This window comes from Bacteroides sp. L008 (genome assembly GCF_040812255.1).
Classification (GTDB): domain Bacteria; phylum Bacteroidota; class Bacteroidia; order Bacteroidales; family Bacteroidaceae; genus Bacteroides; species Bacteroides vicugnae.
Map to the genome: position 1 here is coordinate 4,780,535 of NZ_JBFNXO010000001.1, position 25,142 is coordinate 4,805,676.

General features: G+C 40.9%; 11 protein-coding genes. 9 read left to right on the plus strand and 2 right to left on the minus strand.

Annotated elements, in window-relative coordinates; genetic code table 11:
- Positions 1–5 precede the first annotated feature (5 nt).
- The 9 genes from AB3G73_RS18490 to AB3G73_RS18530 all read left to right on the plus strand — a co-directional run bounded on the left by AB3G73_RS18490 (position 6) and on the right by AB3G73_RS18530 (position 20,072).
- Positions 6–1,748: a RagB/SusD family nutrient uptake outer membrane protein gene (locus AB3G73_RS18490; RefSeq protein WP_367745343.1), complete on the plus strand. Its 1,743-nt coding sequence runs from the start codon at positions 6–8 to the stop codon at positions 1,746–1,748.
- 128 nt (positions 1,749–1,876) lie between these two features.
- Positions 1,877–4,783, plus strand: a complete 2,907-nt coding sequence (locus AB3G73_RS18495) for a glycosyl hydrolase 115 family protein (RefSeq protein ID WP_367745344.1) — start codon at positions 1,877–1,879, stop codon at positions 4,781–4,783.
- 1 nt (position 4,784) lies between these two features.
- Positions 4,785–5,885, plus strand: coding sequence for a DUF4185 domain-containing protein (locus AB3G73_RS18500; RefSeq protein WP_367745345.1), 1,101 nt, complete (start codon positions 4,785–4,787; stop codon positions 5,883–5,885).
- A gap of 41 nt (positions 5,886–5,926) precedes the next feature.
- Positions 5,927–7,123, plus strand: a complete 1,197-nt coding sequence (locus AB3G73_RS18505; RefSeq protein ID WP_367745346.1) for a glycoside hydrolase family 172 protein — start codon at positions 5,927–5,929, stop codon at positions 7,121–7,123.
- A gap of 56 nt (positions 7,124–7,179) precedes the next feature.
- Positions 7,180–10,791: a glycoside hydrolase family 38 C-terminal domain-containing protein gene (locus AB3G73_RS18510; protein WP_367745347.1), complete on the plus strand. Its 3,612-nt coding sequence runs from the start codon at positions 7,180–7,182 to the stop codon at positions 10,789–10,791.
- Between the two features lie 62 nt (positions 10,792–10,853).
- On the plus strand, positions 10,854–13,970 hold the full coding sequence (locus AB3G73_RS18515) for a GH92 family glycosyl hydrolase (protein ID WP_367745348.1): 3,117 nt from the start codon (positions 10,854–10,856) through the stop codon (positions 13,968–13,970).
- A gap of 203 nt (positions 13,971–14,173) precedes the next feature.
- A complete protein-coding gene (locus AB3G73_RS18520; RefSeq protein ID WP_148364223.1) occupies positions 14,174–15,376 on the plus strand; it encodes a glycoside hydrolase family 88 protein in 1,203 nt (400 codons plus the stop codon).
- Positions 15,377–15,527: 151 nt separating this feature from the next.
- Positions 15,528–17,078 (plus strand): sulfatase, encoded by a 1,551-nt coding sequence (locus AB3G73_RS18525; RefSeq protein ID WP_217723362.1) that lies wholly within the window; start codon positions 15,528–15,530, stop codon positions 17,076–17,078.
- A gap of 132 nt (positions 17,079–17,210) precedes the next feature.
- The gene (locus AB3G73_RS18530; RefSeq protein ID WP_367745349.1) at positions 17,211–20,072 is read left to right on the plus strand and encodes a chondroitinase family polysaccharide lyase; all 2,862 of its coding nucleotides are present in this window, start codon (positions 17,211–17,213) and stop codon (positions 20,070–20,072) included.
- Positions 20,073–20,157: 85 nt separating this feature from the next.
- On the opposite strand, the gene AB3G73_RS18535 is transcribed toward AB3G73_RS18530, so the two are convergent.
- Positions 20,158–21,798 carry a RagB/SusD family nutrient uptake outer membrane protein gene (locus AB3G73_RS18535; protein ID WP_342990991.1) on the minus strand — a complete coding sequence of 547 codons (1,641 nt, stop codon included), beginning with the start codon at positions 21,796–21,798 and terminating at the stop codon, positions 20,158–20,160.
- 14 nt (positions 21,799–21,812) lie between these two features.
- Positions 21,813–25,073, minus strand: coding sequence for a TonB-dependent receptor (locus AB3G73_RS18540; RefSeq protein WP_342990992.1), 3,261 nt, complete (start codon positions 25,071–25,073; stop codon positions 21,813–21,815).
- Positions 25,074–25,142: the final 69 nt, after the last annotated feature.

Genomic DNA, 25,142 nt, shown 5'->3' on the forward strand with positions numbered 1-25,142 from the left:
CAATTATGAAAAAATATATAGCTTTATGTTGTGTGTTAAGTGGAATATTGTTCGGTTGTAATGAGAGCAAATTCTTACGAGAAGTTCCCGAAGACTTCATGAGTGCTGAAAACTCTTATGAGACTGAAGCAGATTTTGATATGTCTGTAAATGATTTATATAGTTTGGTGCGGGAAGATATGTATGGTTATGATGAATGGCGCCCATTTGATTATTTATATGGAACGGATCTGATTTTTGATGGAGAACCTGGTACGCAAATCCGGCATAGTAATATGCTTGGAGCTTATCATCCCACAGCGGTAAGTCCTAGTGTTCATTGGAATTTAATTTATAAAATGATTGCTGGGGCGAATACTATTATTGATAGGCTTGAGATATCTTCATTACCTGAGGACAAGAAGACCTTGTTTGAAGCTAAGGCTCGTTTTTTCCGTGGTTTTGGTTATAGAACTTTAGGATATTTATATGGTGGAGTACCTCTTGAACTCCATGAAGTCAAACAGGCAAAGACTGATTATGTGCGTTCTACCCGTGAAGAGACCTTAACACAAGCTATGCAAGATGTGAAATTTGCTGCTGAAAAGTTACCGGATATTACTCAAGTAAGAGATGGTGAAGTTTCTTCTCCAGCAGCTTATCATCTTCTTTCAGAACTTTATCTTGCGCTTGGTAGAGATCAGGATGCTGTTGATGCTGCTACTTTAGTGATTGAGAATCCTGCATTGGGATTAATGAAAGATCGTTTCGGCTCTAGAAAGTCAGAAGCAGATAAAGATGTTTATTGGGATTTGTTTCGTAGAAATAATCAAAATAGAGGTGCTGGAAATACTGAAGGAATTTGGGTTATTCAGTTTGAGATAGATACTCCGGGTGGGGGTAGTAGCTCTACTAAATTGCAAGAGAAATTTAACTATAGATTAGAGAGAAATATTGCTCCTATGGTTCGTGATGTACGAATTAAGAAGAATGGAAAAACATATACCCCGTTCAATTGGCCTGTTTCTGATTACACGGGAGGTCGTGGTATCGGTTGGGGTATATCCACTAAATATTTCTCTAATACTGTTTGGGAAGATGATTTTGACGGCGATATGAGAAATGCAAATCATAATTTTGTACGTAAGTTTCCGGTTCACAGAAGTGAGGTTATTAATTTAGGGATAACAGAACTTGATGTTGATCATTTGCCGGAAGGAGTGGAGGTCATCGTTGGCCAAGGAAATAGCACAACTATTCCTGGACGTTATCTATATGCGTATCAGTCTAAATGTACTACTCCTGGTAATCATCCGGATGCCTTATATTCCAATAAAGCTAATCTCTCTTTGAAAGGCGACGCGGGGGTTACTTATACAGACCAATATATGTTCCGTCTTGCTGAAACTTACTTGTTGAGGGCTGAGGGATATATGAATTTGGATAAAAAAGATCTGGCAGCAAAAGATATAAATGAAGTTAGAGATAGGGCGCATGCAAAATCGGCAGATGAATCAGAAATTGATATGGATTATATTCTTGATGAGCGTATGCGTGAGCTTGGTATTGAAGAAAAGCGTCGCCTTACATTGATGCGAACACAGACGCTTTATGATAGGGTTATGAAATGTAATCCATATTATGCGGATCCTAAGACGAATGGTGATGGTGTAGGAATGCAGAAACATTATAATATTTGGCCTATTCCGCAATCTGCTATAGAGGCGAATACTGACGCTATTCTTGAACAGAACCCCGGATATAATTAATTAAATAATCCACTTGGAAAAGTGAGGCTCTACATTTTATTTTATTCTGAGATGATAATTAGACTGATGTGTAGCTTAAAACACTTTTTCAAGTGGATTCATGACTATTTAATAAGTAAATAAACTGTATGAGAAAGGTATTTCTATTTGTTTTTATTTTTTGTATTGCTATTGCAAATGCACAGATAAAGGTCTGTGATAAGGTTACCGATGGAGTAGATTTTCCTTTGTGCACCAATGGAAAGGTTAGTAATATTTTTGTTTCAAATGCTGATCATGAGGTCGTAAAGCGAGTGGCTAACATATTTGCAGATGATATTCACCTTGTTACAGGTAGGAAAGGAAAAGTTAATATATCCAAGTCTGTTAAAGGTAAAAATGTAATTATTATTGGTACTTTAGGTAAAAACGCAACTATTGATGGTTTTGTCCAAAGAGGGCTGATTGATGTGAAGGATATCAAAAATGGTTGGGAGCAATATGTGGTTAAAGTACTTGAGAAACCAGAAGCGAATATTGACCGTGCATTAGTGATAGCAGGTTGTGATCGTAGAGGTACTGCATACGGTGTGTTTGCGATTTCTGAGGCAATGGGTGTCTCTCCATTATATTGGTGGTCTGATATACCTGTTAAAAAATCCAAGTCTTTATTCTTGCAGACTTCGGAATACATATCAAAGGCTCCAAGTGTGAAGTATAGGGGATTATTTATTAATGATGAAGGATGGGGCATTACTCCGTGGGCAAAGAAAACCTATGATCCAGAACTTGGTGATATAGGTCCAAAGACGTATGCTAAAGTCTGTGAGCTCATTCTCCGAATGAAAGGTAATATGTTATCTCCGGCAATGCACCCTAGTTCAGGAGCATTCAATAAGTATCCTGAAAATAAGATTGTTGCAGATAATTATGCGATTGTTATGACTTCTGCTCATTGTGAACCATTGTTGTTTAATAATGTGACAGAGTGGGATAAGAAGACAATGGGGGATTGGAACTATATGACTAATAAGGGGATGATTAATAAGGTCTTAGATAAACGAATTTCAGAGAATGGACCTTATGAAAATTTTTACACTCTTGCTATGCGTGGAATTCACGATTCCGGTCTTGTCGGTGTACCTAAAGATAGGGAGGTTTCACTTATTGAGGAGGTACTTACTGATCAACGTAATATTCTGGCAAAACATATTGATAAGCCTATTGATTCTATTCCTCAATTATTTATGCCCTATAAGGAGGTGTTGGATATATATGAAAAAGGATTAAAAGTCCCGGAAGATGTGACCTTGGTATGGCCGGATGATAATTTCGGTTATATAAAGAGATTAAGCAATAAAGAAGAACGTGCGCGAAAAGGAGGGGCAGGCGTTTACTATCATATCTCCTATTGCGGTGCTCCTCACGATTATTTGTGGATTAATACAACTCCTAATACCTTAATCTTTGAGGAAATGCGTAAAGCCTATGATACAGGTGCTGATCGTTATTGGTTGTTGAATGTTGGAGATATCAAACCGGGAGAGCTTGCACTGAAATACTTCTTTGATATGGCATGGGATGTTGATTCTTTTAATTTCGAAAATTCTTATGATTTTAATACAGATTATCTAACTTCGATTTTTGGTGAGAAGTATAGAGACGATTTGAAGGATATTCTTGATACTTATTTCCTATTGGGTTTTCAGCATAAACCAGAGTCTATGGGATGGGGGTATCTTTGGAATAACTATCAACACATGGAAAGAGTTATAGATACCGATTTTTCTTTGATTAATTATAATGAAGCAGAAGATCGTATGAACGAATATGATCGTATCTCAGATAAAAGTGAGAAAATATGGAAATCTCTTCCTGTGGAGCTGAAAGCACCTTTTTATGAACTTGTCCATTATCAAGTAAAAGGAGCAGCATTAATGAATAAGAAAATGTTGACTGCCCAAAAGAATCGTTGGTATGCTCGTCAGAATCGTGCTGCTACGAATCTTTATGGCGATAAGACGAAAGCTTTTCATGATAGCCTCAATTATTATACAAAAGAGTATAATACGATGCTTGACGGAAAGTGGAATCATATGATTACAGTTTCTCCGGGCTGGAAAGGTAAATATCAGAATATGCCTCCGGTAGAAAAATACCATCCGAAGTCAGGTGAAGATATGCAGATATTTATACCTGGTAAAGATTGTACTTTTGGCCTTGGTGCCGCTAATGTATTGCCAACGGCAAATCCGTTTATCAAGAAACATTTATTTGTTGAACTTTATAATAGGGGAGATAAAGCATTTACGTGGGAAGCAACAACAAACGTACCATGGATAAAACTTAGTAAGAAGGCTGGGACTACATTATTGCAGGATCGTATTAATATATCTGTTGATTGGAATAAGGTTCCTACAGGAGATAATCTTATTGCTGAAATTGAATTTAGAACACAAAATAAGGTAGAGAAAGTAATCCTGCCGGTGTTCAATCCGAAGAGTCCATCAGTAACAGAGCTTAAAGGGCTTTATGTGGAAGATAATGGATGTGTGTCAATTAATGCAGGAAAGTTCCATCATAAGCAAGAAGCTAATGGAATAAAAGTGCGTACGGTTATGGGACTGGGATATGAAAATGAATGTGTACAGTTGGGTGAGGCTACTCAGGAAACTCAAAGCATGTGGAATACTCATAAGGTTTCTCAGGCTCAATATGATTTCTACTCGTTTAATGGTGGTAATGTAGTGGCTTATATATACGCTCTTCCTCTGTTTCCTATAGATCCGAAGCATGATACTCGTTATGGTGTTATGATTGATGATGGCTTGGTTCATTGGGTGACGGTTTCCTCTAAGGAATACTCCGGTGAATGGCATCGTAATGTTTTCCGTAACAGTGATATTGCTATGGTGAACATGCATGTTGGAAAACCAGGAAAACATACCTTTAAACTGATTTGTGCTGATCCGGGTATGATTATCCAAAAGGTAGTACTGGATTTTGGAGGAATGAAGCAGTCATATTTGGGACCGAAGGTAACTATGGTAGAATAAAATGAATAGGTTAAATATTCTGTTGTCTTTATATTTGTCTTTTTGTCCATACATGATATTGTATGGACAAAAGATGGATATGTCTAGTACAGCTGTTGGGAAAGTGACCTGTATCGCTCGATTAACAGGAATGCCTTTGCCAGAAGAAGAGTTTATGTCGCCAAATTCGACAGTTCAGCAATGGAATATTGGAGGAACTGATCTTGGAATCATTTGGGAGCAGGCGCCCGGTAAATACGGAATATTTTTTGGTGATAGTTATGGCAGAAATTTTAAACCTTTCGGTCCTAAACCTAATGATGCAGCTGGCGAATGGAGATGTAATTTCCTTGCTTTTTCAACAGACACCTATTTGAATGATGGATTATCATTTTCAGGTGTAGTAACAGATAATAAAGGTGAAGCTCGTGAGATTATTCCAGGTGGGAAAGATAAGTCGGGAAAGGGAGATTGGACATCTATTCCAACAGCGGCAATTCGTGCTGGTGGGATAGATTATGTTCATTACTTTAATATGCGGAACTGGCGTAATTGGGATACTAACTATTCGGCTCTGTATCGTTCTGTTGACTCTGGAATGAGTTGGGAGCCGTGTGCTAATGTTAAGTTTTCATCGGATAGCTATTTTGGTCAGATAGGCTATTTTAAAAAAGATGGATATGTCTATATGATTGGAACGGAAGCAGGTCGTGATACTCCCGCACGTCTAGCCCGTTTTCGAGAGCGTGATATTGAACGGCAGGAACGTTATGAATACTGGGATGGAACAATAAATAAATGGGTACGCGGTGATGAGAAACGCGCAACTGTGATAATTGATGACAAAGTCGGTGAACTATCATTTATTTATAACTATAAGTATAAAAAATGGATTATAGCATATTTTGCTTTAGCCCGATATGATATCACTCTTCGTATGGCTGATGATATAACAGGTCCTTGGAGTGAACCGTATAAATTGGTTGATTCAAAAGAGTATCCTCAATTATATGGTTCCTTTTTTCATCCATTGTCTTCTTATGGTGATGAACTTTACTTTTTAATGTCAATGTGGAAACCGTATAATGTATTTCTCATGAAAACTGTGCTTTTTAAAAAGTGAATATTATATTGTAAATTATAAATTAAAAACTTGATTGTTGTATGAAGAAAATTTCATTCTTATTTTTATTTATCCTTTTAGGAAATGTGTATTCATCTGTTTTGGCACAGACTGGTTTAGACAATGATCTATTCAATCTGGCTCAGATGAAATCTGGAATTAAAAACAAGCGAATTTCAAGCACTGACCCGACTGGAGGGAATCGTGACCATTTGGAGCCGTTTAAGTCTGGTGAGAAAAGAACCATCGCTGAAATAAAAGGAACTGGAGTAATTAATCATATTTGGATTACTATGTCTCCTACACCTGATCAGCTAAGTCGTAATGATATTATTATTCGTATGTACTGGGATGGTAATGATTATCCATCTGTAGAATCTCCGATCGGTCCTTTTTTCGGGCAGGGATGGAATGAATCTTATAATTATAGTTCTATGCCTCTTGCTGCCGGACCCAAAGAAGGTACAGGTCTTACTTCTTATTTTGCAATGCCTTTTGAGAAAGGCGCACGCATTGAGATTGAGAACCAAAGCGGGAAGACCATTAAGGCTTTCTATTTTTATGTAGACTATTTTGAAATGAAAAAACTTCCTAAGGATATGGGGCGGTTCCATGCATGGTATAATCACAACCTTACAGAAGCCTTACCGGAAGGGGAAACTGAATGGGGACTTACGGGGAAGCAACATCCAAACTCAACAGGAGAACGTAATTATGTTTTTATTGAAACAAAGGGTAAAGGCCATTTTGTAGGTATAAACTATTATATTCATTGTCCGACTCCTATGTGGTATGGAGAAGGGGATGATATGTGGTTCATTGATGGTGAAGAACTACCTTCACTTATTGGTACTGGTACCGAAGATTTCTTTAATACATCATGGTGTCCTAAAGAGAAGTTCTCATTTCCATATTTTGGAGCTCCTCGTGTTAATGATGATCACGGATGGTTAGGACGTACTCATGTATACCGCTTCTTTATTTCTGATCCTATTTTCTTTGAGAGCAGTGTGAAAGGAACGATAGAGCATGGGTCTAATAATAACCTTACTTTAGATTTGGCTTCCGTAGCATATTGGTATCAGGATTCAGCAGTTGCTTTGCCGGCAGCTCCTACAAAAGAACAAAGAGCATTGAAACCATTTATAAATTATAAAGATATGCACCGCTGGCGTGATGCTTGGCGCAAATCGAAAGGTAATGAACCGACTCTTTGGGGACATGAAACCAATAAATAATACAGATTTGTATTAATCATAGAATGTTTGTTATGAGCAAAATAAAAACTAAAAGAATGAGAAAAAACATCGCATTGGTAGCCTCTGTATTTTTGCTATCTGGCAGTGTTTATGCTCAAAATGTTGCTTCACCGGAGAAACCAAAAGCATATATTGTATCGAATGCACATTTGGATACTCAATGGAATTGGGATATACAGACTACGATTAAGGAGTATGTATGGAATACAATAAATCAGAATCTGATGCTTCTTAAACAATATCCTAATTATGTATTCAACTTTGAAGGTGGTGCTAAATATGCATGGATGAAGGAGTATTTTCCTATCCAGTATGAAGAGGTGAAGAAATATATTAAAACTGGGCGCTGGCATGTAAGCGGTGCGAGCTGGGATGCAACAGACGTGTTGGTTCCATCGATCGAATCTTCCTTACGCAATATTATGCTTGGACAGGATTATTATCGCAAGGAGTTTGGAGTTGAAAGTACTGATATATTTTTGCCTGATTGTTTCGGATTCGGTTGGACATTGCCAACGATAGCTTCACATTGTGGACTTATCGGATTTTCATCCCAGAAACTAAAATGGCGTACTAATCCTTTCTATGGAAAGAGTAAGTATCCGTTTACAATAGGGCTATGGACAGGTGTAGATGGTTCTACTATAATGATGGCACATGGGGAAGATTATAATAAGCGGTGGAAAGAGGAAGACTTGTCTAATAATAAAGACCTGCTTAAGTTTACATCTCAATCTCCATTGAACATCGCTTATCGTTATTATGGTACAGGTGATATTGGTGGCTCTCCTACATTGGAGTCTGTTCGTGCTGTGGAGAAGGGAGTTAAAGGCAATGGCCCGGTTGAGATTATTAGTGCCACTAGCGATCAATTATATAAGGACTTCCAACCATACGGAAACCATCCTGAACTTCCACAATATAATGGTGAGTTACTGATGGACGTACATGGCACCGGTTGCTACACTTCTCAAGCTGCGATGAAATTGTATAATCGTCAGAATGAACTATTAGCTGATGCTGCGGAGCGTTCGTCTGTTGTGGCGGATTGGTTAAACCAGGCTTGTTACCCGGGAGATGCTTTTACTGAAATTTGGCGTCGCTTTATTCTTCATCAATTTCATGATGATTTAACTGGTACTAGTATACCTCGCGCTTATGAGTTCTCATGGAATGATGAACTAATATCGCTTCAACAGCTCTCTGGAATTCTTACATCATCAGTGGATGCGGTTGTTCGCCAGATGAATACGAAGACTAAAGGTATGCCTGTAGTGATCTACAATTCTTTGGGATATGATGTTACTGATCTTGCAGAGGTCGAAATAGAGACTTCTAAGGCTCCTAAAGACGTCTCGGTATATAATGCTGATGGTAAGAAAGTTCCGGCTCAACTTTTAAGCTATACTGATGGTAAGGCTAAGTTGTTGTTGGAAGCAACAGTTCCTGCTGTTGGATATGCGGTGTATGATGTACGTATTTCAGGTTCTTCAAAGCATTCTGTTATCTCTTCTGATGCATCTGTATTGGAGAACTCAATATATAAGTTGTCTCTTGATCAGAATGGCGATGTAGTCTCTTTGTTTGATAAGAAGAATAATAAAGAGTTGGTTAAAGAAGGGAAAGCTATTCGCTTAGCTCTATTTACTGATAATAAATCATATGTTTGGCCTGCTTGGGAAATAAAGAAAACAATCATTGACACTATTCCTCAATCTATTACCGATGATGTTAAAATAACAGTGTTGGAGAACGGTATTCTACGTAAATCTATTTGTGTTGAGAAGCGTTATGGAGAGTCGAATTTCAAGCAGTATATTCGTATGTATGAGGGAAGCCGCGCAGATCGCATTGATTTTTATAATGAGGTGGATTGGAAATCCACCAACTCGTTGCTGAAGGCGGAATTTCCATTGAATGTTACTAATCAGAATGCGACGTATGATCTCGGACTGGGCTCTATTGAAAGAGGCAATAATACGACTACTGCATATGAAGTTTATGCTCATCAATGGACTGATCTGACTGATAGGGATAACAGTTATGGTGTTACGGTTTTAAATGACTGTAAGTATGGTTGGGATAAGCCTGATGACAATACGATTCGTCTGACCCTTCTCAATACTCCAGGGACCAATAAACGTTATATATATCAGAATAAACAAGATCTAGGTTATCATACATTTACTTATAGTCTGGTGGGACACTCCGGAAAGTTGGAAAGGCCAGAAGCGGTACGTAAGTCTGATTTACTAAATCAGAAGTTGAAGGCTTTCTCGACAGAAAAACATCAAGGAACTTTAGGTAAAGAATTCTCCTTTGCATCTTCAAGCAATAATAATGTTATTATTAAAGCTATAAAGAAAGCGGAAAATTCGGATGAATATGTAGTGCGTGTTTATGAAATTGGTGGTGAAAAGGAACAAAAGGCTACTATTGTTTTTGCAGGTAATATCGTAGAAGCATGTGAGGCCGATGGTACTGAAAAGAAAATAGCACAAGCACAGTTTAGTAATAACTCGTTGTCCTTCAGTATAAAACCATTTTCTATCAAGACTTTCAAAGTTCGTCTCAAAACATTTGGCTTGAAGCGCTTTGAGTTGCAATATGCCAGTCTGCCTTTGAAGTATGATCAAAAGTGCTCATCTTTCAATGAGTTCCGTGCAGAGGGTGATTTTGATGCAGGTTATTCATATGCAGCAGAATTGTGGCCGTCAGAACTGAACGTTGATCAAATTCCTTTTAAGTTAGGTGAGAAAGATATTGCCAATGGAATGTCTTGTAAAGGGGATACGTTATATTTACCTCAAGGAGAAACATATAACAAACTGTATGTTTTGGCTGCCGCTACTGATGGAGATTATATGGTTCCGTTTAGAAGTGGTCATATTGAGAGTAAAGTATATATTCCTTCATACACTGGCTTTATTGGACAATGGGGGCATACGGGACATACTAAAGGTTATTTGAAAAAGGTAAATGTTGCATTCGTAGGAACGCATCGCCATTCGTCTACAGATGATGAACCATATAACTTTACTTATATGTTTAAGGTCAGTATTGATATACCGAAAGGTGCCCGTAGTATTATATTGCCTAATAATGAAAAGGTTGTTCTTTTTGCAGCTACATTGGTTAATGAATTGATAGAACCGGTAAAAGTTGCATCTACTCACTTTAATACAGCTATCAAAGAGAATACTGTTCATTTGAATGATGGGGATATTAAGTATGATAATCTTCTAAAGGGGGCGAAAGTCATTGGATTCTCCGGTTCTTATAATGAACGTGAAAAACCTCATCAGATTATTGATGGTAATTATAATACAAAATGGTGTGATGTCGGAAAACATTTTAATTATGCAGATTTTGACTTAGGTGAGAGTAAATCACTTACAGGCTGGAAGTTAGTGAATGCCGGTCGCGAAGATAAAGGTTATGTTACTTCTGCATGTTTCTTGTTGGGACGCAATAGTCTTGATGAGGAATGGCAGCCGCTTGATAACTTTGATGATAATCGTCAGAATATTGTGCAACGCACAATGAAGTCACCAGCTAAGGTACGATATGTCCGTCTGATGATAACTCGGCCGATGCAGAATGCTGATGGAGATGTTCTTCGAATTAATGAGTTTGAATTATTTTAATTAGGCTTATTGTATAGGGATGTTTTCTATGTTGGAAACATCCCTGTTTTATGTTTTAGATTATGGGAAAAACATATGTTGTATCTTATATTGTAGCAGCTTTATGTGTGCTAAATACAAATGCCGCTAATATTATCTGGCAAATAGGTAAGGCTGACAACTCTGCTTCTGAATTGGCTCTTGGTCCTTCTAGTTATAAGGATTTTCTGGCAAAAGATTTTGGTTATGAAGATAGGTACTTCTTAATTGGCAACTCAAAAGACGACAAGGACTTTCCATATGTATTGCCAGGGCCGAATGACGTATGGGGTGGCACATGGCGCACTTCCGGCTGGCGTACTCATAGCACGAATATTTTATTTGGTTTGGACAGAATAACAGAACATGGGGAATGTAGATTGGTTATTGATCTGTTGGATGCTGATCCAAAGCGTTCTTTGGTCAAGGTCTTGGTCAATTCTGTTGAAAAAAAGTTTGAAATAAAAGGGAAATCAGAAAAGGTGCTTGACGGAGTTGTTGATGAGGCGAAGGAACAGGTGTTGGAAATACCTATTGCCGCTTCTGATTTAAAGATCGGGGGTAATATTGTTACGATCTCTGTTTTAGAAGGCGGTTGGATTGCGTTTGATCAAGTCAGGCTTGAAGGTCCGCATAGTATTAAGCTAAAGAATACACATAGTTCGGTGTTTCTTCGTAATGTATCTCCTGCTAAGTATGAGATAAAACACGGTGATTCCATGGTGCAGCCTCTCTTGATTGATGTAGAACATCTTTCGGGAAATCCAGATTTAACAGTTGAACTGGACGGAAAACGTATTTTCTCCTCTAAACTTGATACTGCTCGTTATATGTTTGAGGCGCCTATGCCTGCAGTAAAGAAAATGGTAAAGAGCAAGTATCAAATATTTGCTGATGGTAAATTGTTGGAGAGTGCTACTGTTTTACGGTCTCCACAAAAGGAACAGACTTTAGCCGATTATGTTGATACGAAAATGGGGACTGCACATTCTCGTTGGATGATCGCTCCAGGGCCTTGGATGCCATTTAGTATGGTTAAATTAAGTCCTGATAATCAAAATAGAGGTTGGCAGGCTGGTTATCAGCCAACGTTTGAGACAGTAGGTTGTTTTAGTCATATACATGAATGGACTATGGCTGGATTGGGAATGATGCCGACGAATGGTAAACTTTATACAAGAGTAGGTGATCAGTTTTCTCCTGATGAAGGCTACCGTTCTCGAATTGAGAAACGAACAGAAGAAGCGCCATTAGGTTATTATAAGGCCTTTTTAACTGACACACAGATTGAAGTGGAGGCAACTGCCACAGAGCGTGCAAGTTTTCAGCGGTATAGTTTTCCGCAGAATAAGGATGGGCGTGTGATGATTGATTTGCATATTCAGGCGGAATATGATTATAAGTTGTTTGATGTTGATGTTAATAAAGTTAGTGATAACCGTATTGAAGGACATTGCCGGCAAATATCCTCTCGTATATGGGGTAAGGATGCTGAACAGGAATATGTAGTTAACTTCGTTATAGAGTTCGATACTCCGATAAAAAAGGTTGGAGGATGGAAGAATGATGAGATTCTTGATACTTCTCATATTTCGGGAGAAGAGCTTAGTGATGCAGGGCTATTTGTGGAGTTTGACACGAGAAAACATCCCATAGTTCAAGTTCGCACAGGTTTATCGTATGTTAGTGTAGGTAATGCTTCTGAAAACTTGAATAAAGAGATTTCAGAGCGTTTCGGCTGGGATTTTGAAGCTGTGGTAAAATATCAGAGAGAGGTATGGAATAGTTTTCTTAACAGAGTAGTTATTTCTACTAATGATAGATTAGAAAAGATCCGGTTTTATTCTAACATGTATCGTGCGCTTTGCCGTAACTTATTTAGTGATGTAAATGGAGAATGGGTATCGGCTGATGAGAAAGTACATAAGTTGTCCAATCCGGATCATTTGGCTTTAGGATGCGATGCATTTTGGAATACATTCTGGAATTTAAATCAGTTTTGGAATTTGGTTACTCCTGAGTGGTCATCTAAATGGGTAAACTCACAACTGGCAATGTATGATTCAAATGGATGGCTTGCCAAAGGTCCGGCGGGCATGGAATATATACCGGTAATGGTAGCTGAACATGAGATTCCTTTGATAGTATCTGCATACCAGATGGGAATTAGAGATTTTGATTCGGAGAAAGCTTTTGCAGCTATGAAGAAAATGCAAACGACTCCTGCTGTACGTATAGGGGGTGGATTTGCTGGCAATCGCAATCTTGTTGAATATTTGAAATATCAATATGTGCCTTTTGAGAAAGGGCGATTCTCTAACTCGTTGGAATATTCTTATGATGATTGGACTGTTGGTCAAATGGCAAAAGCACTTGGTAAATCTCATGATTATGAAGTTTTTAATAAGCGAGGATATTGGTGGAAGAATGCAATGAATCCTAAAACTGGCTATGCCCATATGCGAGGAGTAGACGGAAAATTTGTTTCAAATTTTGATCCTTTTCTTACAGGACGTAATCAACATTATGTGGAAGGCAACTCTTGGCAACTTACTTTTTTTGTGCCACAGGATGTGCCTGCTCTTATAGAAACAATAGGTGAGAAAAACTTTGTGGAACGTCTTAATTGGGGATTTGAGGTTAGTAAGCAATGGCGATACAATGCTCCTAATGACCAATATTGGGATTATCCTGTTGTGCAAGGTAATCAGCAATCCATGCATTTTGCATTTTTGTTTAATTGGGCAAAGAAACCCTGGTTAACTCAAAAATGGTCACATTCAATTATGGATAGATATTATGGTAATGGTGTAGCTAATGCTTATCTTGGTGATGAAGATCAAGGGCAGATGAGTGCTTGGTTTGTGATGGCTGCATTAGGATTGTTTCAAACTGATGGAGGATGTAGAGTCAATCCTATATATGAGATAGCTAGTCCTCTTTTTGAGAAGGTTGTTATCAATCTTGGCCGTCTTTATGGTCGTGGTGATAGTTTTGTTATTGAAGCAAAGAATGTTTCAAGAAAAAATAAATATATTCAGAGTGCGGTTTTGAATGGAAAGAAATTGAATACTTTTTATTTTCAAGCTTCAGAACTATTGAGAGGAGGAGAGCTTATACTTATTATGGGAGATAAACCTAATTATCGATGGGGAATTTGATTAATATTGAAGATCTAAGTATTAGTAGTTTTATAGGTCCTTTATCGGGTTAACCCTTTTGGATTATCAGTACAAGTATGTCTTTTAGGCTGAAATGTACCAAAATTGTCTTTCATTTGGATTATTTAGGTCGGTCAATTCTATTTAAATGCACTACTTTTGCCATCAGGAAAATTAATCACTTAACAAATAATCCCTGTATTATGAAAACAATTCTTAGCGCATTAGGACTTTCCCTATTGATCTTTACGAGTTGCGGTGGACAAAAAAAGGTTGAAGTAGACTTTATTCAGGACAACATCGACAACGCTGTGGCACAGAACACAATCCAGACGGACATTATTGAGAAGTCCGGTAAAATCTTGAATCCGAGAACAATCAACGAAGATGGGAGTATTTCTTACATACCTATGGAAGACTGGTGCTCAGGTTTCTTTCCCGGTAGTATATGGTTGACTTATAATCTGACGGGTGATAAGAAATGGTTGCCGCTGGCAGAGAAATACACAGAGGCTCTTGATTCAGTGAAATATTTGAAATGGCATCATGATGTAGGGTTCATGATCGGTTGCAGTTATTTGAACGGCTATCGCATGGCAGATAAGAAAGAGTATAAAGACGTCATTATAGAAGCTGCCAGATCATTGTCCACTCGTTTTCGTCCGAATGCAGGCGTTATCCAGTCATGGGATGCCGATAAAGGTTGGCAAGGAACACGGGGATGGAAATGTCCGGTGATTATTGATAATATGATGAATCTCGAACTCTTATTTGAAGCAACAGCCCTTTCCGGGGATTCTACTTTCTATAATATTGCAGTGAAACATGCTGATACAACAATGGCTCACCATTTCCGTCCGGACAACAGCTGCTACCATGTGGTAGATTACGACCCAGAGACAGGAGAAGTGCGTAAGAGACAAACTGCACAGGGATATGCCGACGAATCGGCTTGGGCTCGCGGACAAGCATGGGCTTTGTATGGATATACTACCTGTTATCGCTATACCAAAGATAAGAAATATCTCGACCAGGCACAAAAGGTCTATAACTTCATCTTTAATAATAAGAACTTGCCGGAAGACCTCGTGCCATATTGGGATTATGATGCTCCGAATATTCCGAACGAACCTCGCGATGCTTCTGCAGCAGCTTGTACGGCCTCTGCCCTTTACGAACTGGATGGCTACCTGCCGGGCAACCACTACAAGGAAACTGCTGATAAGATAATGGAAAGTTTAGGCTCACCTGCTTATCGTGCAAAGGTCGGAACAAACGGCAACTTTATCCTGATGCACTCCGTTGGCAGTATTCCTCACGGTCAGGAAATTGACGTTCCTTTGAACTATGCTGACTATTACTTCCTGGAAGGACTGATGCGTAAAAGAGATTTGGAAAAGAAATAAGAAATAGACAATGAACGGTAAACAGTGAACGGTGAATGCTTGGCGGATTCTGACGGAAAATGTTTACCGTTTATCATTCGCTACTTATTGTTTATAACTCTCTATTGACCGTTTGTCATTTACCTGTTTTAATCATTTATCATAAACTATCATGAATAAACCTATTAACCTTCTTGTAGGAGGATTGACGCTGTTTGCCGCACAAGGTTGCAAGGCTCCGAAACAAGTGTCCCAACAAGCGGAGCATCCTAATATAATCTATGTATTTCCCGATCAATACCGTAACCAGGCGATGGGCTTCTGGAGCCAGAACGGATTCCGGGATAAAGTAAACTTTGAAGGAGACCCCGTGCATACTCCTAATCTGGATGCCTTTGCACGTGAATCTATGGTCTTGTCGTCTGCGCAGAGTAACTGTCCGTTGAGCAGCCCCCATCGTGGAATGTTACTGACCGGTATGTATCCGAACAAAAGTGGTGTACCATTGAATTGCAACTCTACACGTCCGATCAGTTCCTTGCGCGAGGATGCGGAATGTATCGGCGATGTATTCAGCAAAGCAGGCTATGACTGTGCTTATTTTGGCAAACTTCATGCTGACTTCCCAACTCCGAACGATCCCGAACATCCGGGACAGTATGTGGAGGAAAAACGTCCGGCATGGGATGCTTATACACCGAAAGAACGCCGGCACGGTTTTAACTACTGGTATTCTTACGGAACATTTGATGAACACAAGAATCCGCATTACTGGGATACGGATGGTAAGAGACATGATCCGAAGGAATGGTCACCTTTGCATGAATCAGGCAAAGTCATTTCTTATCTGAAAAATGACGGTAACGTGCGTGATACCAAGAAACCTTTCTTTATAATGGTGGGTATGAATCCTCCCCATAGCCCGTATCGTTCTTTGAATGACTGTGAAGAGCAGGATTTCAATCTTTATAAAGATCAGCCTCTGGATAGTCTGCTGATTCGCCCGAATGTCGATTTGAAGATGAAGAAAGCGGAGTCCGCACGTTATTATTTCGCTTCCGTAACCGGAGTAGACCGTGCTTTCGGACAGATTTTGACGACATTGAAAGAGCTGGGATTGGATAAGAATACAGTCGTAATTTTTGCTTCCGACCATGGCGAGACGATGTGTAGCCAGCGCACTGATGATCCGAAGAATTCCCCTTATTCTGAATCCATGAATATTCCGTTTCTGGTTCGTTTTCCCGGTAAGATTCAGCCGCGGGTAGATGATTTATTGCTCTCTGCTCCTGATATTATGCCTACGGTGCTTGGCTTATGCGGGCTGGGTGATTCTATTCCGGCAGAAGTGCAGGGACGTAATTTTGCTCCTCTTTTCTTCGATGAAAAGGCTGAAATTGTTCGCCCTACAGGTGCACTGTATATTCAGAATGTAGACGGTGATAAAGATGAAAATGGATTGGTGCAGACTTACTTCCCTTCTTCAAGAGGTATCAAGACAGCTCAATATACATTGGCTTTATATATCGACCGTGATACGAAGCAATTGAAGAAAAGCCTCTTATTCGATGATGTAAAAGATCCATATCAGCTGCATAACTTGCCTTTGGAAGAAAATAAGGAGATTGTGGCAAAACTTTGCGGTGAAATGGGAGCTATGTTGAAAGAGATTAACGATCCTTGGTATACGGAAAAGATTCTGTCGGATCGGATCCCTTATTAGCGATTTATGTATTCTTATATAATCATTTAGGCACGGATTACACGGATTTCACGGTCTTTAGTGTTCTCATTGTTGCAAGGCAACCGCGTTCATCCGTGTAATCCATGCCTAAAAAACGAAAGCAATTCAGTAATGAAAGACAGTTGTTTTATAGTATTATTCCTTTTGGGAATTATTCCTTCAGCTTTCGCCCAACTCATCGGATTTGAAAAGGAAGTGCCCGAAACATTTAAAGTTTCCGGAAAGGGAGAAGTGAAAATCTCTTCTCTTTTTTACAAGGAGGGTGAAAGCAGTCTGGAATGGGACTTTCAGCCCGGTTCTACACTGGATGTTCAGATTGCTCCTTTATCGTTGAATACGAGAAACGAGAAGCAGTTCGGCATTACTTTGTGGATTTATAATGAGAAACCACAGCAGGATTCTATTCGTTTTGAGTTTCTGAATAAAGAGGGAGAAGTCTCTTATTGGTTCTCTTATCGTTTGCAGGCAGCAGGATGGCGGGCTTGCTGGATCTCTTTTGAGTATATGCAGGGCGACAAGAAAGATAAGAAGATCGTAGCCTATCGGCTGGTTGCCCCGCAACGGAAGGGACGTATCTTTCTTGACCGTCTCATTTTCCCGGAAAAGAAAATGAATCTTCGTACCACTCCCGACCAGCAGTTGCCTGCTAATAATGGGCTGTCTAATCGTGATTTGTGGCATTGGTGTCTGGTGTGGAAATGGGAACAACAGTCGTATGCTATTCCTCTGCCTTCTAAATTGACAAGCGAGCAAAAGAAGGAGCTGAAGACTATCGAACAACGTTTGACTGACTTTTTGGAAGTGAAAAAGGCTCCGCAAGGACCGATTAATGCTGCCTATAAAACGTTTGAGAAAGCGGCTATCAGTCCATCCATCGCCGGAACGGGATTTATAGGAACTCCTATTGTTGCTCCTGATGAACAGGACAAGAAGAAAGGGGAGATGTCATGGAATGATATTGAAACGATGCTTTCCGGTTTTGCCTATGATGCTTATTATAACCGGAACGAAACATCAAAGAAAAACTACTTTACTGTGTTCGACTATGCTATCGATCAGGGATTTGCCTATGGCAGCGGTATGGGTACCAATCATCATTATGGTTATCAGGTGCGTAAGATATATACGACTGCCTGGCTGATGCGTGATGCAATCTATAAACATCCTCATCGGGATGCTTATCTCTCCACACTGCGTTTTTGGGCGGCTCTGCAAGAAACCCGTCAGCCATGTTCTCCAACGCGTGACGAATTGTTGGATTCCTGGCATACGTTATTGATGGCGAAGTTTATTTCCGCTATGATGTTTCCCGATGCAAGGGAACAAGCGCAAGCTTTGAGCGGCTTGTCGCATTGGTTGTCTTCTTCTTTGCGTTATACTCCGGGAACGATCGGTGGTATAAAGGTAGACGGTACGACGTTCCATCATGGCGGTTTCTATCCGGGATATACTACTGGAGTACTTGCGACTGTAGGAGAATATATTGCATTTACCAATGGCACAAGTTTTGAGCTGACAGAAGATGCGCGCAAACACATGAAATCAGCCTTTATTGCTATGCGCAATTATTGTAATCTCTATGAATGGGGCATCGGAATCAGTGGCCGTCATCCTTTTGGAGGGAAGATGGGAAGCGATGATATCGAAGCATTTGCCAATATCGCTTTATCCGGCGATTTGTCCGGTCAGGGAAACGCGTTTGATCGTGGTCTGGCTGCCGACTATTTACGTCTGATACGCAATAGTGATACTCCGAATGCGCGTTTCTTCAAGAAGGAAGGTATTCAACCGGCACAGGCTCCACAGGGATTCTTCGTTTACAACTACGGTTCGGCGGGGATTTTCCGTCGTGCGGATTGGATGGTGACATTGAAAGGATATACCACTGATGTATGGGGGGCTGAAATTTATACGAAAGATAACCGTTACGGACGTTATCAGAGCTATGGTTCCGTGCAGATTATGGGGAAAGGAAGTCCCGTGTCACGTGCCGGAAGCGGCTTTGTGCAGGAGGGATGGGACTGGAATCGCTTGCCGGGTACAACGACCATTCATCTGCCTTTTGAGTTACTCGACAGTCCGCTGAAAGGAACAACTATGGCACACTCCAAAGAGAATTTTTCCGGAAGCAGTTCTTTGAATGGCCAAAATGGTATGTTTGCCATGAAGTTGTCAGAACGGGATTATGAGAACTTCACACCGGACTTTGTGGCCCGTAAATCTGTTTTCTGTTTTGATAACCGGATGGTTTGCCTGGGAACAGGTATCTCGAACTCTAATGCGGACTATCCTACGGAAACCACTCTTTTCCAGACAAAATACAATGGGAAGGAGCCCAAGGTGGGAGAGGATAACTATTGGCTTCATGATGGTTATGACAATTATTATCATGTAGTGGACGGAACCGTTCGTTCACAAGTGGCAGATCAAGAATCACGACATGAAAAGACACGTGAAGTAACCAAGGGGAAATTCTCTTCTGCCTGGATAGAACATGGTAAGGCTCCGAAAGACGGAACATACGAGTATATGGTGCTGATTCAGCCTTCGGCTTCCGAACTCGACGAGCTGCGTAAAACCTCTGTATACGAGGTGTTGCAACGCGATCAGACTGCTCACGTAGTCTTTGACAGGAAAACGGAGATTACGGCCTATGCTGCATTTGAAAACTACCATCCAGCCAGCGACAGAATATTCATCGCTATTCCGGCGGAAACGATGGTGATGGCAGGTAAAGAAGGAGAAGGGAAGATTCGTATCAGTGTATGTGACCCTAATCTGAATATTGCGGAAAAGACTTATACGACGAAAGAACCGAGTCGCCCGATTACTAAAAAGGTATTGCTGAAAGGACGTTGGACATTGAAGAATCCACAGGAAAATGTGCGGTTGGAACAACAAGGTAATAACACGCAGTTGACAGTCGTCTGCCAGCATGGGCAGCCTGTTGAGATGGTAATGCAATCCGATTGATTTAGTTTTATAGAGAAATGATCGTAAAGAATAAGAGGTGCACATTTTGTGCACCTCTTGCTTTTTTCTTTCAACAATTTCTTTTCTACCATTTAGGATTCTGGTCTCCCTCCAATGCCGGATTCAGCTCCATAGCTGCCAATGGAATAGGACGCAGATTAAATTTAGAATCAATGTCACTGTTAATATCCGGATTGTGTGCTTTTGCATACTCAGAAAGTTTGCCGGTACGGGTCAGGTCAGCGAAGCGATGATATTCGCCGGCTAGTTCGCGGGCACGTTCATTCAGAATATAGTCAATATTCATTTCACTTGCAGTAGCTAAAGTTGCATTGGCACGATTGCGGACAATGTTAATGTATCGAGCGGCATTTGTTCCATCATTGAGTTTCACATATGCCTCGGCGGCAATTAAATTTGTTTCTGCCAGTCGAGCCAGATAAATGTCACGCATGGAAGAAGTAGTACTGAAATAAGTGCGTCCGTTCTCTGTATCATCAAATTTGCGGAAGGAAGCAACACCATACACGTCTTCTTTCATTTTTGTTTCATAACTGGTTTCATCTCCATTGATGTTGGTACCCATGGGAAGCATTTCCACTACTTGCGCATTAGCACGACTCGGTAGTGCTGCACGCCAGGCATCCACATTTTCTATTTCCCATGACGGGCAATAGTAGTAGGTGACAGCACTTGTGTTTTTATTGTCATCGTAATAATCCCAGTAACTTTGACGAAGTTCTGTCATAAATGTGCTTTCATAACGGATATCCAGATTGGGTGAGGAAGTATTGGTGTTAAAGACTTCATGCATCCACAAGGTGGGAGTCAATGTAGACGAAGTATATTTATGACCTTTTTCCTGTCCGTCCAGGTAATCGCAGAAATGAGCCTGTTGTTTGTTTCCGTCTGCTTTCGGGTCGTTGACAGTAGCAACATTGTAAACCACTGAGAAAAGGACTTCGGCATTACCTTCGCCTGCATTGCTGAATAAAGTCGGGAATGAAGTAGTCAGAGCTGCTCCCGCACCTGCTGCATTGGCAGCTGTGATAGCGTCACGATAGTCCTGGTCATTATTGGTAAGATATCCTCTTGATAGCAGGGCTTTAGCCAGGTAGTGGTAGGCGGCTTTCCGGTTGAAGCGGCCGTCTGTTGCACTTTCAGGCAAGTTGACAGAAGTGGATAATGCACCCATTTCGGAAATGATAAATCCATAAACATCCGTTGCCGAGCTGCGGGCAATACCTGTGATAGGAGTGGCGGAACGTTCCGTTATCATCGGCACGCCGCCGAATTGCTGTACCAGATTTAAATAGAACAAGGCACGCAGACCGCGAGCTTCATCGATACGACCGGCACGGCTTGCCTCTTTTTCACCCCAGTAAATAACTTCATTAGTCAAGGAAATGGCTTTGTAATGATTTGTATAAAAGGTCTGCACGTTCTCCTCTGCGGCAGAATAGGCATTGCTGTACAGATTACACGTCGGAACGGATGTACGGCCGGTAGCGAATAAATCTGTTCCTCCTTCAAAGAGCCACGGGTCACCGCCGTATATGGTACGCAATGAACTGTAAGCTGCATTCGACAGAGATTCAAAACCTTCGGCTGTTCCATAATAGTCGGCACCGGGAATGTCGGATTTCAAGTCTTGATTCAGGAAATCGGAGCAACCGGTAAACAGGGTTAGTAGTGCTGTAGCTGTAAGTATATATATTTTTTTCATAATTGTAATGGTGATTAGAATTTAACATTAAGACCTATCTGGTAAGAAATGGAACTTGGGCCGCCTGTTCCGTCAAGTATAGCGGCATCTGCCCATTCCGGATCAAATCCTTTATAGTCTGTGAAAGTGAACGGATTCAATACGTTGGCATATATACGCAAATGTTCGATACCGATCTTCTTGGTGAGTTGCTTGTCGAAAGTATATCCCAGCGTGATGTTCTTGATTTTCCAATAAGAAGCATCTACATAATTGTTTGACTTGAATTCAGTGTTCTTACCAGTGTACCAGCCATTGCCGCCACCATGATTGTAGTTGACATCGTTGAGCGGGTAGGGGTAGCTGCCTACGTGGGTTTGTCCGGCAACAACTGTGCGATCGGAAGTCAGGGAAGACGGATTGCTTCCATCCCATGTGTAGTTGAATACTGGTGCACCTTCCGGGATGTAGAAGTCCATTTTTAGTTTCGTACGGCCACGGTCGGAATAATCCGTGAATTCTTGCATAAACGGACTGTAGAGCGTGTGTCCTTGTTTGGTGTTTACAGACATGGAGAAATCCCAGTTCTTGTAAGAGAAAGACGTGGAAAGAGTACCTGTCCATTTGGGCATGGCCTGACCGATAATCTGGCGGTCGCTGTCGTCTATTTTACCATCCTTGTTGATGTCTTCGTAGGTCATGCAGCCCTCAAAATAGCCATACCATTCACTCTTGGTTTTCGTCACTCCGTCAATCGTTACTTTCTCATTGGCTGTTGCTTGTGTGCAGATGCCCGTTTGACGTAAGTCGTAAGCCACGTCGATGGGCTGTCCGATAAACCAACGTTCAGCACGCATATCTTCTTTTTTACCTTGCAGTTCGAGAATCTCATTCTTGTTTTTAGCAAATGTTGCGGTGACATCCCAATAAAAGTTTTTGGTCTGAAGCAAAACACCTTTCAACATAAGTTCGATACCACTGTTGCGGACTTTTCCGACATTGGCAGTCATTGTACCTGTGGGAGAACCTTGCTCAAGCAATAATTTCTGATCCATCAGCAGGTCTTTGGAGGTTTTGTTATACCAGTCGATGGTACCGGACAGGCGACCGTTGAAGAAACCGAAGTCCAGACCAAAGTTCAACTCAGTCGTTTTCTCCCAGCTCAATAACTCATTGATGACTTCGGGACCATAACCCTTTCCAAAGCTGGAATAATAAAGCTGATTAGCTAGAAACATAGTTTCATAGTTGCCTACGGAAGCATTGTTGCCCGTTGCTCCGAAACTGCCACGAAGTTTCAGGTTGCTGATCCACGGAGCTTTGTCTTTGATAAATGATTCCTCACTGATGCGCCATGCCAAAGCTGCGGAAGGGAAACTTCCCCAGCGATGTCCGTCCTGAAATTTGGAAGAGCCATCCCAACGGGAAGAGATTGTCGCCAGATAACGTCCTTTATAAGCATAGTTCAAACGAAGCGCGTAGGATAGCATGGTCGCCTTTCCGTAAGAACTCTCAATATCGCTGTAACTTTTGGCAGAGCCCATATTATACCATAATGTTTTCGGAGTGACTCCTTCGCCGGTTAAGGCGTATTTCTCTGCTTCTGTGCTGTATACGCTCAACAATGCCATGGCGTTAAAGCTATGGTCTTCCTTGACCGTCTTGACGTAATTCACCTGAGTGTCCCAAGTATAGGAGAAAGATTCATTGCGGGTGACGGTAGCCGAAGAAGTTCCGGTAGGGTTTGTTGAAGCATTATATGTGCTGGATTGTGCAGACGACAGTCCTCCGTAATATTCCCCTCTGCGACGGGTAGAGAACGTAGGAGAGAAGGTAGTCTTGATAATCACGTCATTGACCGGTTGATATTGGGCGTACATCGTTCCCAGCACACGATATCCTTTCGTCTTGTCCTCCGAATTCTGAGAGTCGATCAGCGGAGAAACGGAAGAAGAAAACCCGGCGGGGAAAGTAGAGCTGGAAGCCTGTCCCGGTGCTAAATCTTTGCCCGGGAGGTAGTTGACCTCACCGGTTTCTGTGTTATAAGGCAGCCAATATCCATTAGCGCGGAATGACTCTTGAACGGCACGTTTGGAACCGTAGTCATAATTGAAAGCGACTAGATTGGCTGTTGCCCCTACCTTGATATATTTATTGATTTTGCCGTCAATAGCCATTTTCACATTGAAGCGTTTCATACCATCGCCCATCACTCCGTCCTCCTGCTGATAGCCGGCTCCAAGGCGGTAGGATACTTTTTGTCCGGCGCCTGCAACTTGGATGAAGTGATTCTGCTGTGTTCCGTCCTTCAACATCAAATCACGCCAGTCTGTAAAATCTCTGTTGATGAACTGTTCGCGCATCTTAGTAGAAAGAGCATTTCCTTTGTCATTCCAGACAGAGGCAAGGTTACCCTCAGTCATTTCAAGTGGCAGACGACCATCCACAATTCCCGCATTCTTCACAGGAGAAGTATATTTCATATAACGATAATCCATCCATTCCACATCGTCCATGAATTCGGGCATGCGGGCTACTGTCTTATAGCCTACATAACCATCGTATGTAACGTTTACTTTCATTTCCGCCCCTACTTGAGCCGATTTAGTAGTAACGATGACTACACCGTTCGTGGCGCGTGAACCATAAATGGCTGTGGAGGAGGCGTCTTTCAATATATCTATTTTCTCTATATCCGACGGGTTCAAGAAATTGATATCATCACATACCACTCCATCTACTACGAATAAAGGACTTGTACTGCTACCTAATGTACTTTTACCACGAATGGAAATGCTGAAGCTTTCGCCTACACGGCTGGATGATTGGGAAATATCGACTCCGGGCACTTGTCCTTGCAAGGATTCCATGACGGTTGATGCACCTTTGCCGGTCAATTTTGCGTTGTCCACACTACTGATTGCTCCGGTCAAATCGGATTTTTTTTGCACACCGTAACCCACAACGACCACTTCATCAAGAGTCTGAAGGTCTTCCGTCAGCTTTACTGTTAGGTTTGTCTGGTCGGCAATTGTAATTGTTTGTGGAAGATAGCCGATAAACGAGATTTTGATTTTTGCACCTTTTGAAACGGCTGGCAAGGTAAATTTCCCATCAATGTCTGTGATTGTTCCGTTGGTTGTACCGATTTCTGTTACATTGGCCCCAATTACAGGTTCGCCGGTTGAATCGAGTACTGTACCTGTGATCTGACGGCCTTGTGCAAAGGCAATTAAACATAGCATGCTCAGAAAAAGAGTCACTGCTAATTTTCGGACTTGCGTTTTTAGATCCATAATTTTATGTTTTTATAGTTATTAAATAAGGTGTATAACAGGATAATTTATGCTGTTACGATATGCGAA

Excerpts from the sequence above, each read along its gene's own strand:
- AB3G73_RS18490 (WP_367745343.1), top strand. The coding sequence starts at position 6 with ATGAAAAAATATATAGCTTTATGTTGTGTGTTAAGTGGAATATTGTTC.
- AB3G73_RS18495 (WP_367745344.1), top strand. The coding sequence starts at position 1,877 with ATGAGAAAGGTATTTCTATTTGTTTTTATTTTTTGTATTGCTATTGCA.
- AB3G73_RS18500 (WP_367745345.1), top strand. The coding sequence starts at position 4,785 with ATGAATAGGTTAAATATTCTGTTGTCTTTATATTTGTCTTTTTGTCCA.
- AB3G73_RS18505 (WP_367745346.1), top strand. The coding sequence starts at position 5,927 with ATGAAGAAAATTTCATTCTTATTTTTATTTATCCTTTTAGGAAATGTG.
- AB3G73_RS18510 (WP_367745347.1), top strand. The coding sequence starts at position 7,180 with ATGAGAAAAAACATCGCATTGGTAGCCTCTGTATTTTTGCTATCTGGC.
- AB3G73_RS18515 (WP_367745348.1), top strand. The coding sequence starts at position 10,854 with ATGGGAAAAACATATGTTGTATCTTATATTGTAGCAGCTTTATGTGTG.
- AB3G73_RS18520 (WP_148364223.1), top strand. The coding sequence starts at position 14,174 with ATGAAAACAATTCTTAGCGCATTAGGACTTTCCCTATTGATCTTTACG.
- AB3G73_RS18525 (WP_217723362.1), top strand. The coding sequence starts at position 15,528 with ATGAATAAACCTATTAACCTTCTTGTAGGAGGATTGACGCTGTTTGCC.
- AB3G73_RS18530 (WP_367745349.1), top strand. The coding sequence starts at position 17,211 with ATGAAAGACAGTTGTTTTATAGTATTATTCCTTTTGGGAATTATTCCT.
- AB3G73_RS18535 (WP_342990991.1), bottom strand. The coding sequence starts at position 21,798 with ATGAAAAAAATATATATACTTACAGCTACAGCACTACTAACCCTGTTT.
- AB3G73_RS18540 (WP_342990992.1), bottom strand. The coding sequence starts at position 25,073 with ATGGATCTAAAAACGCAAGTCCGAAAATTAGCAGTGACTCTTTTTCTG.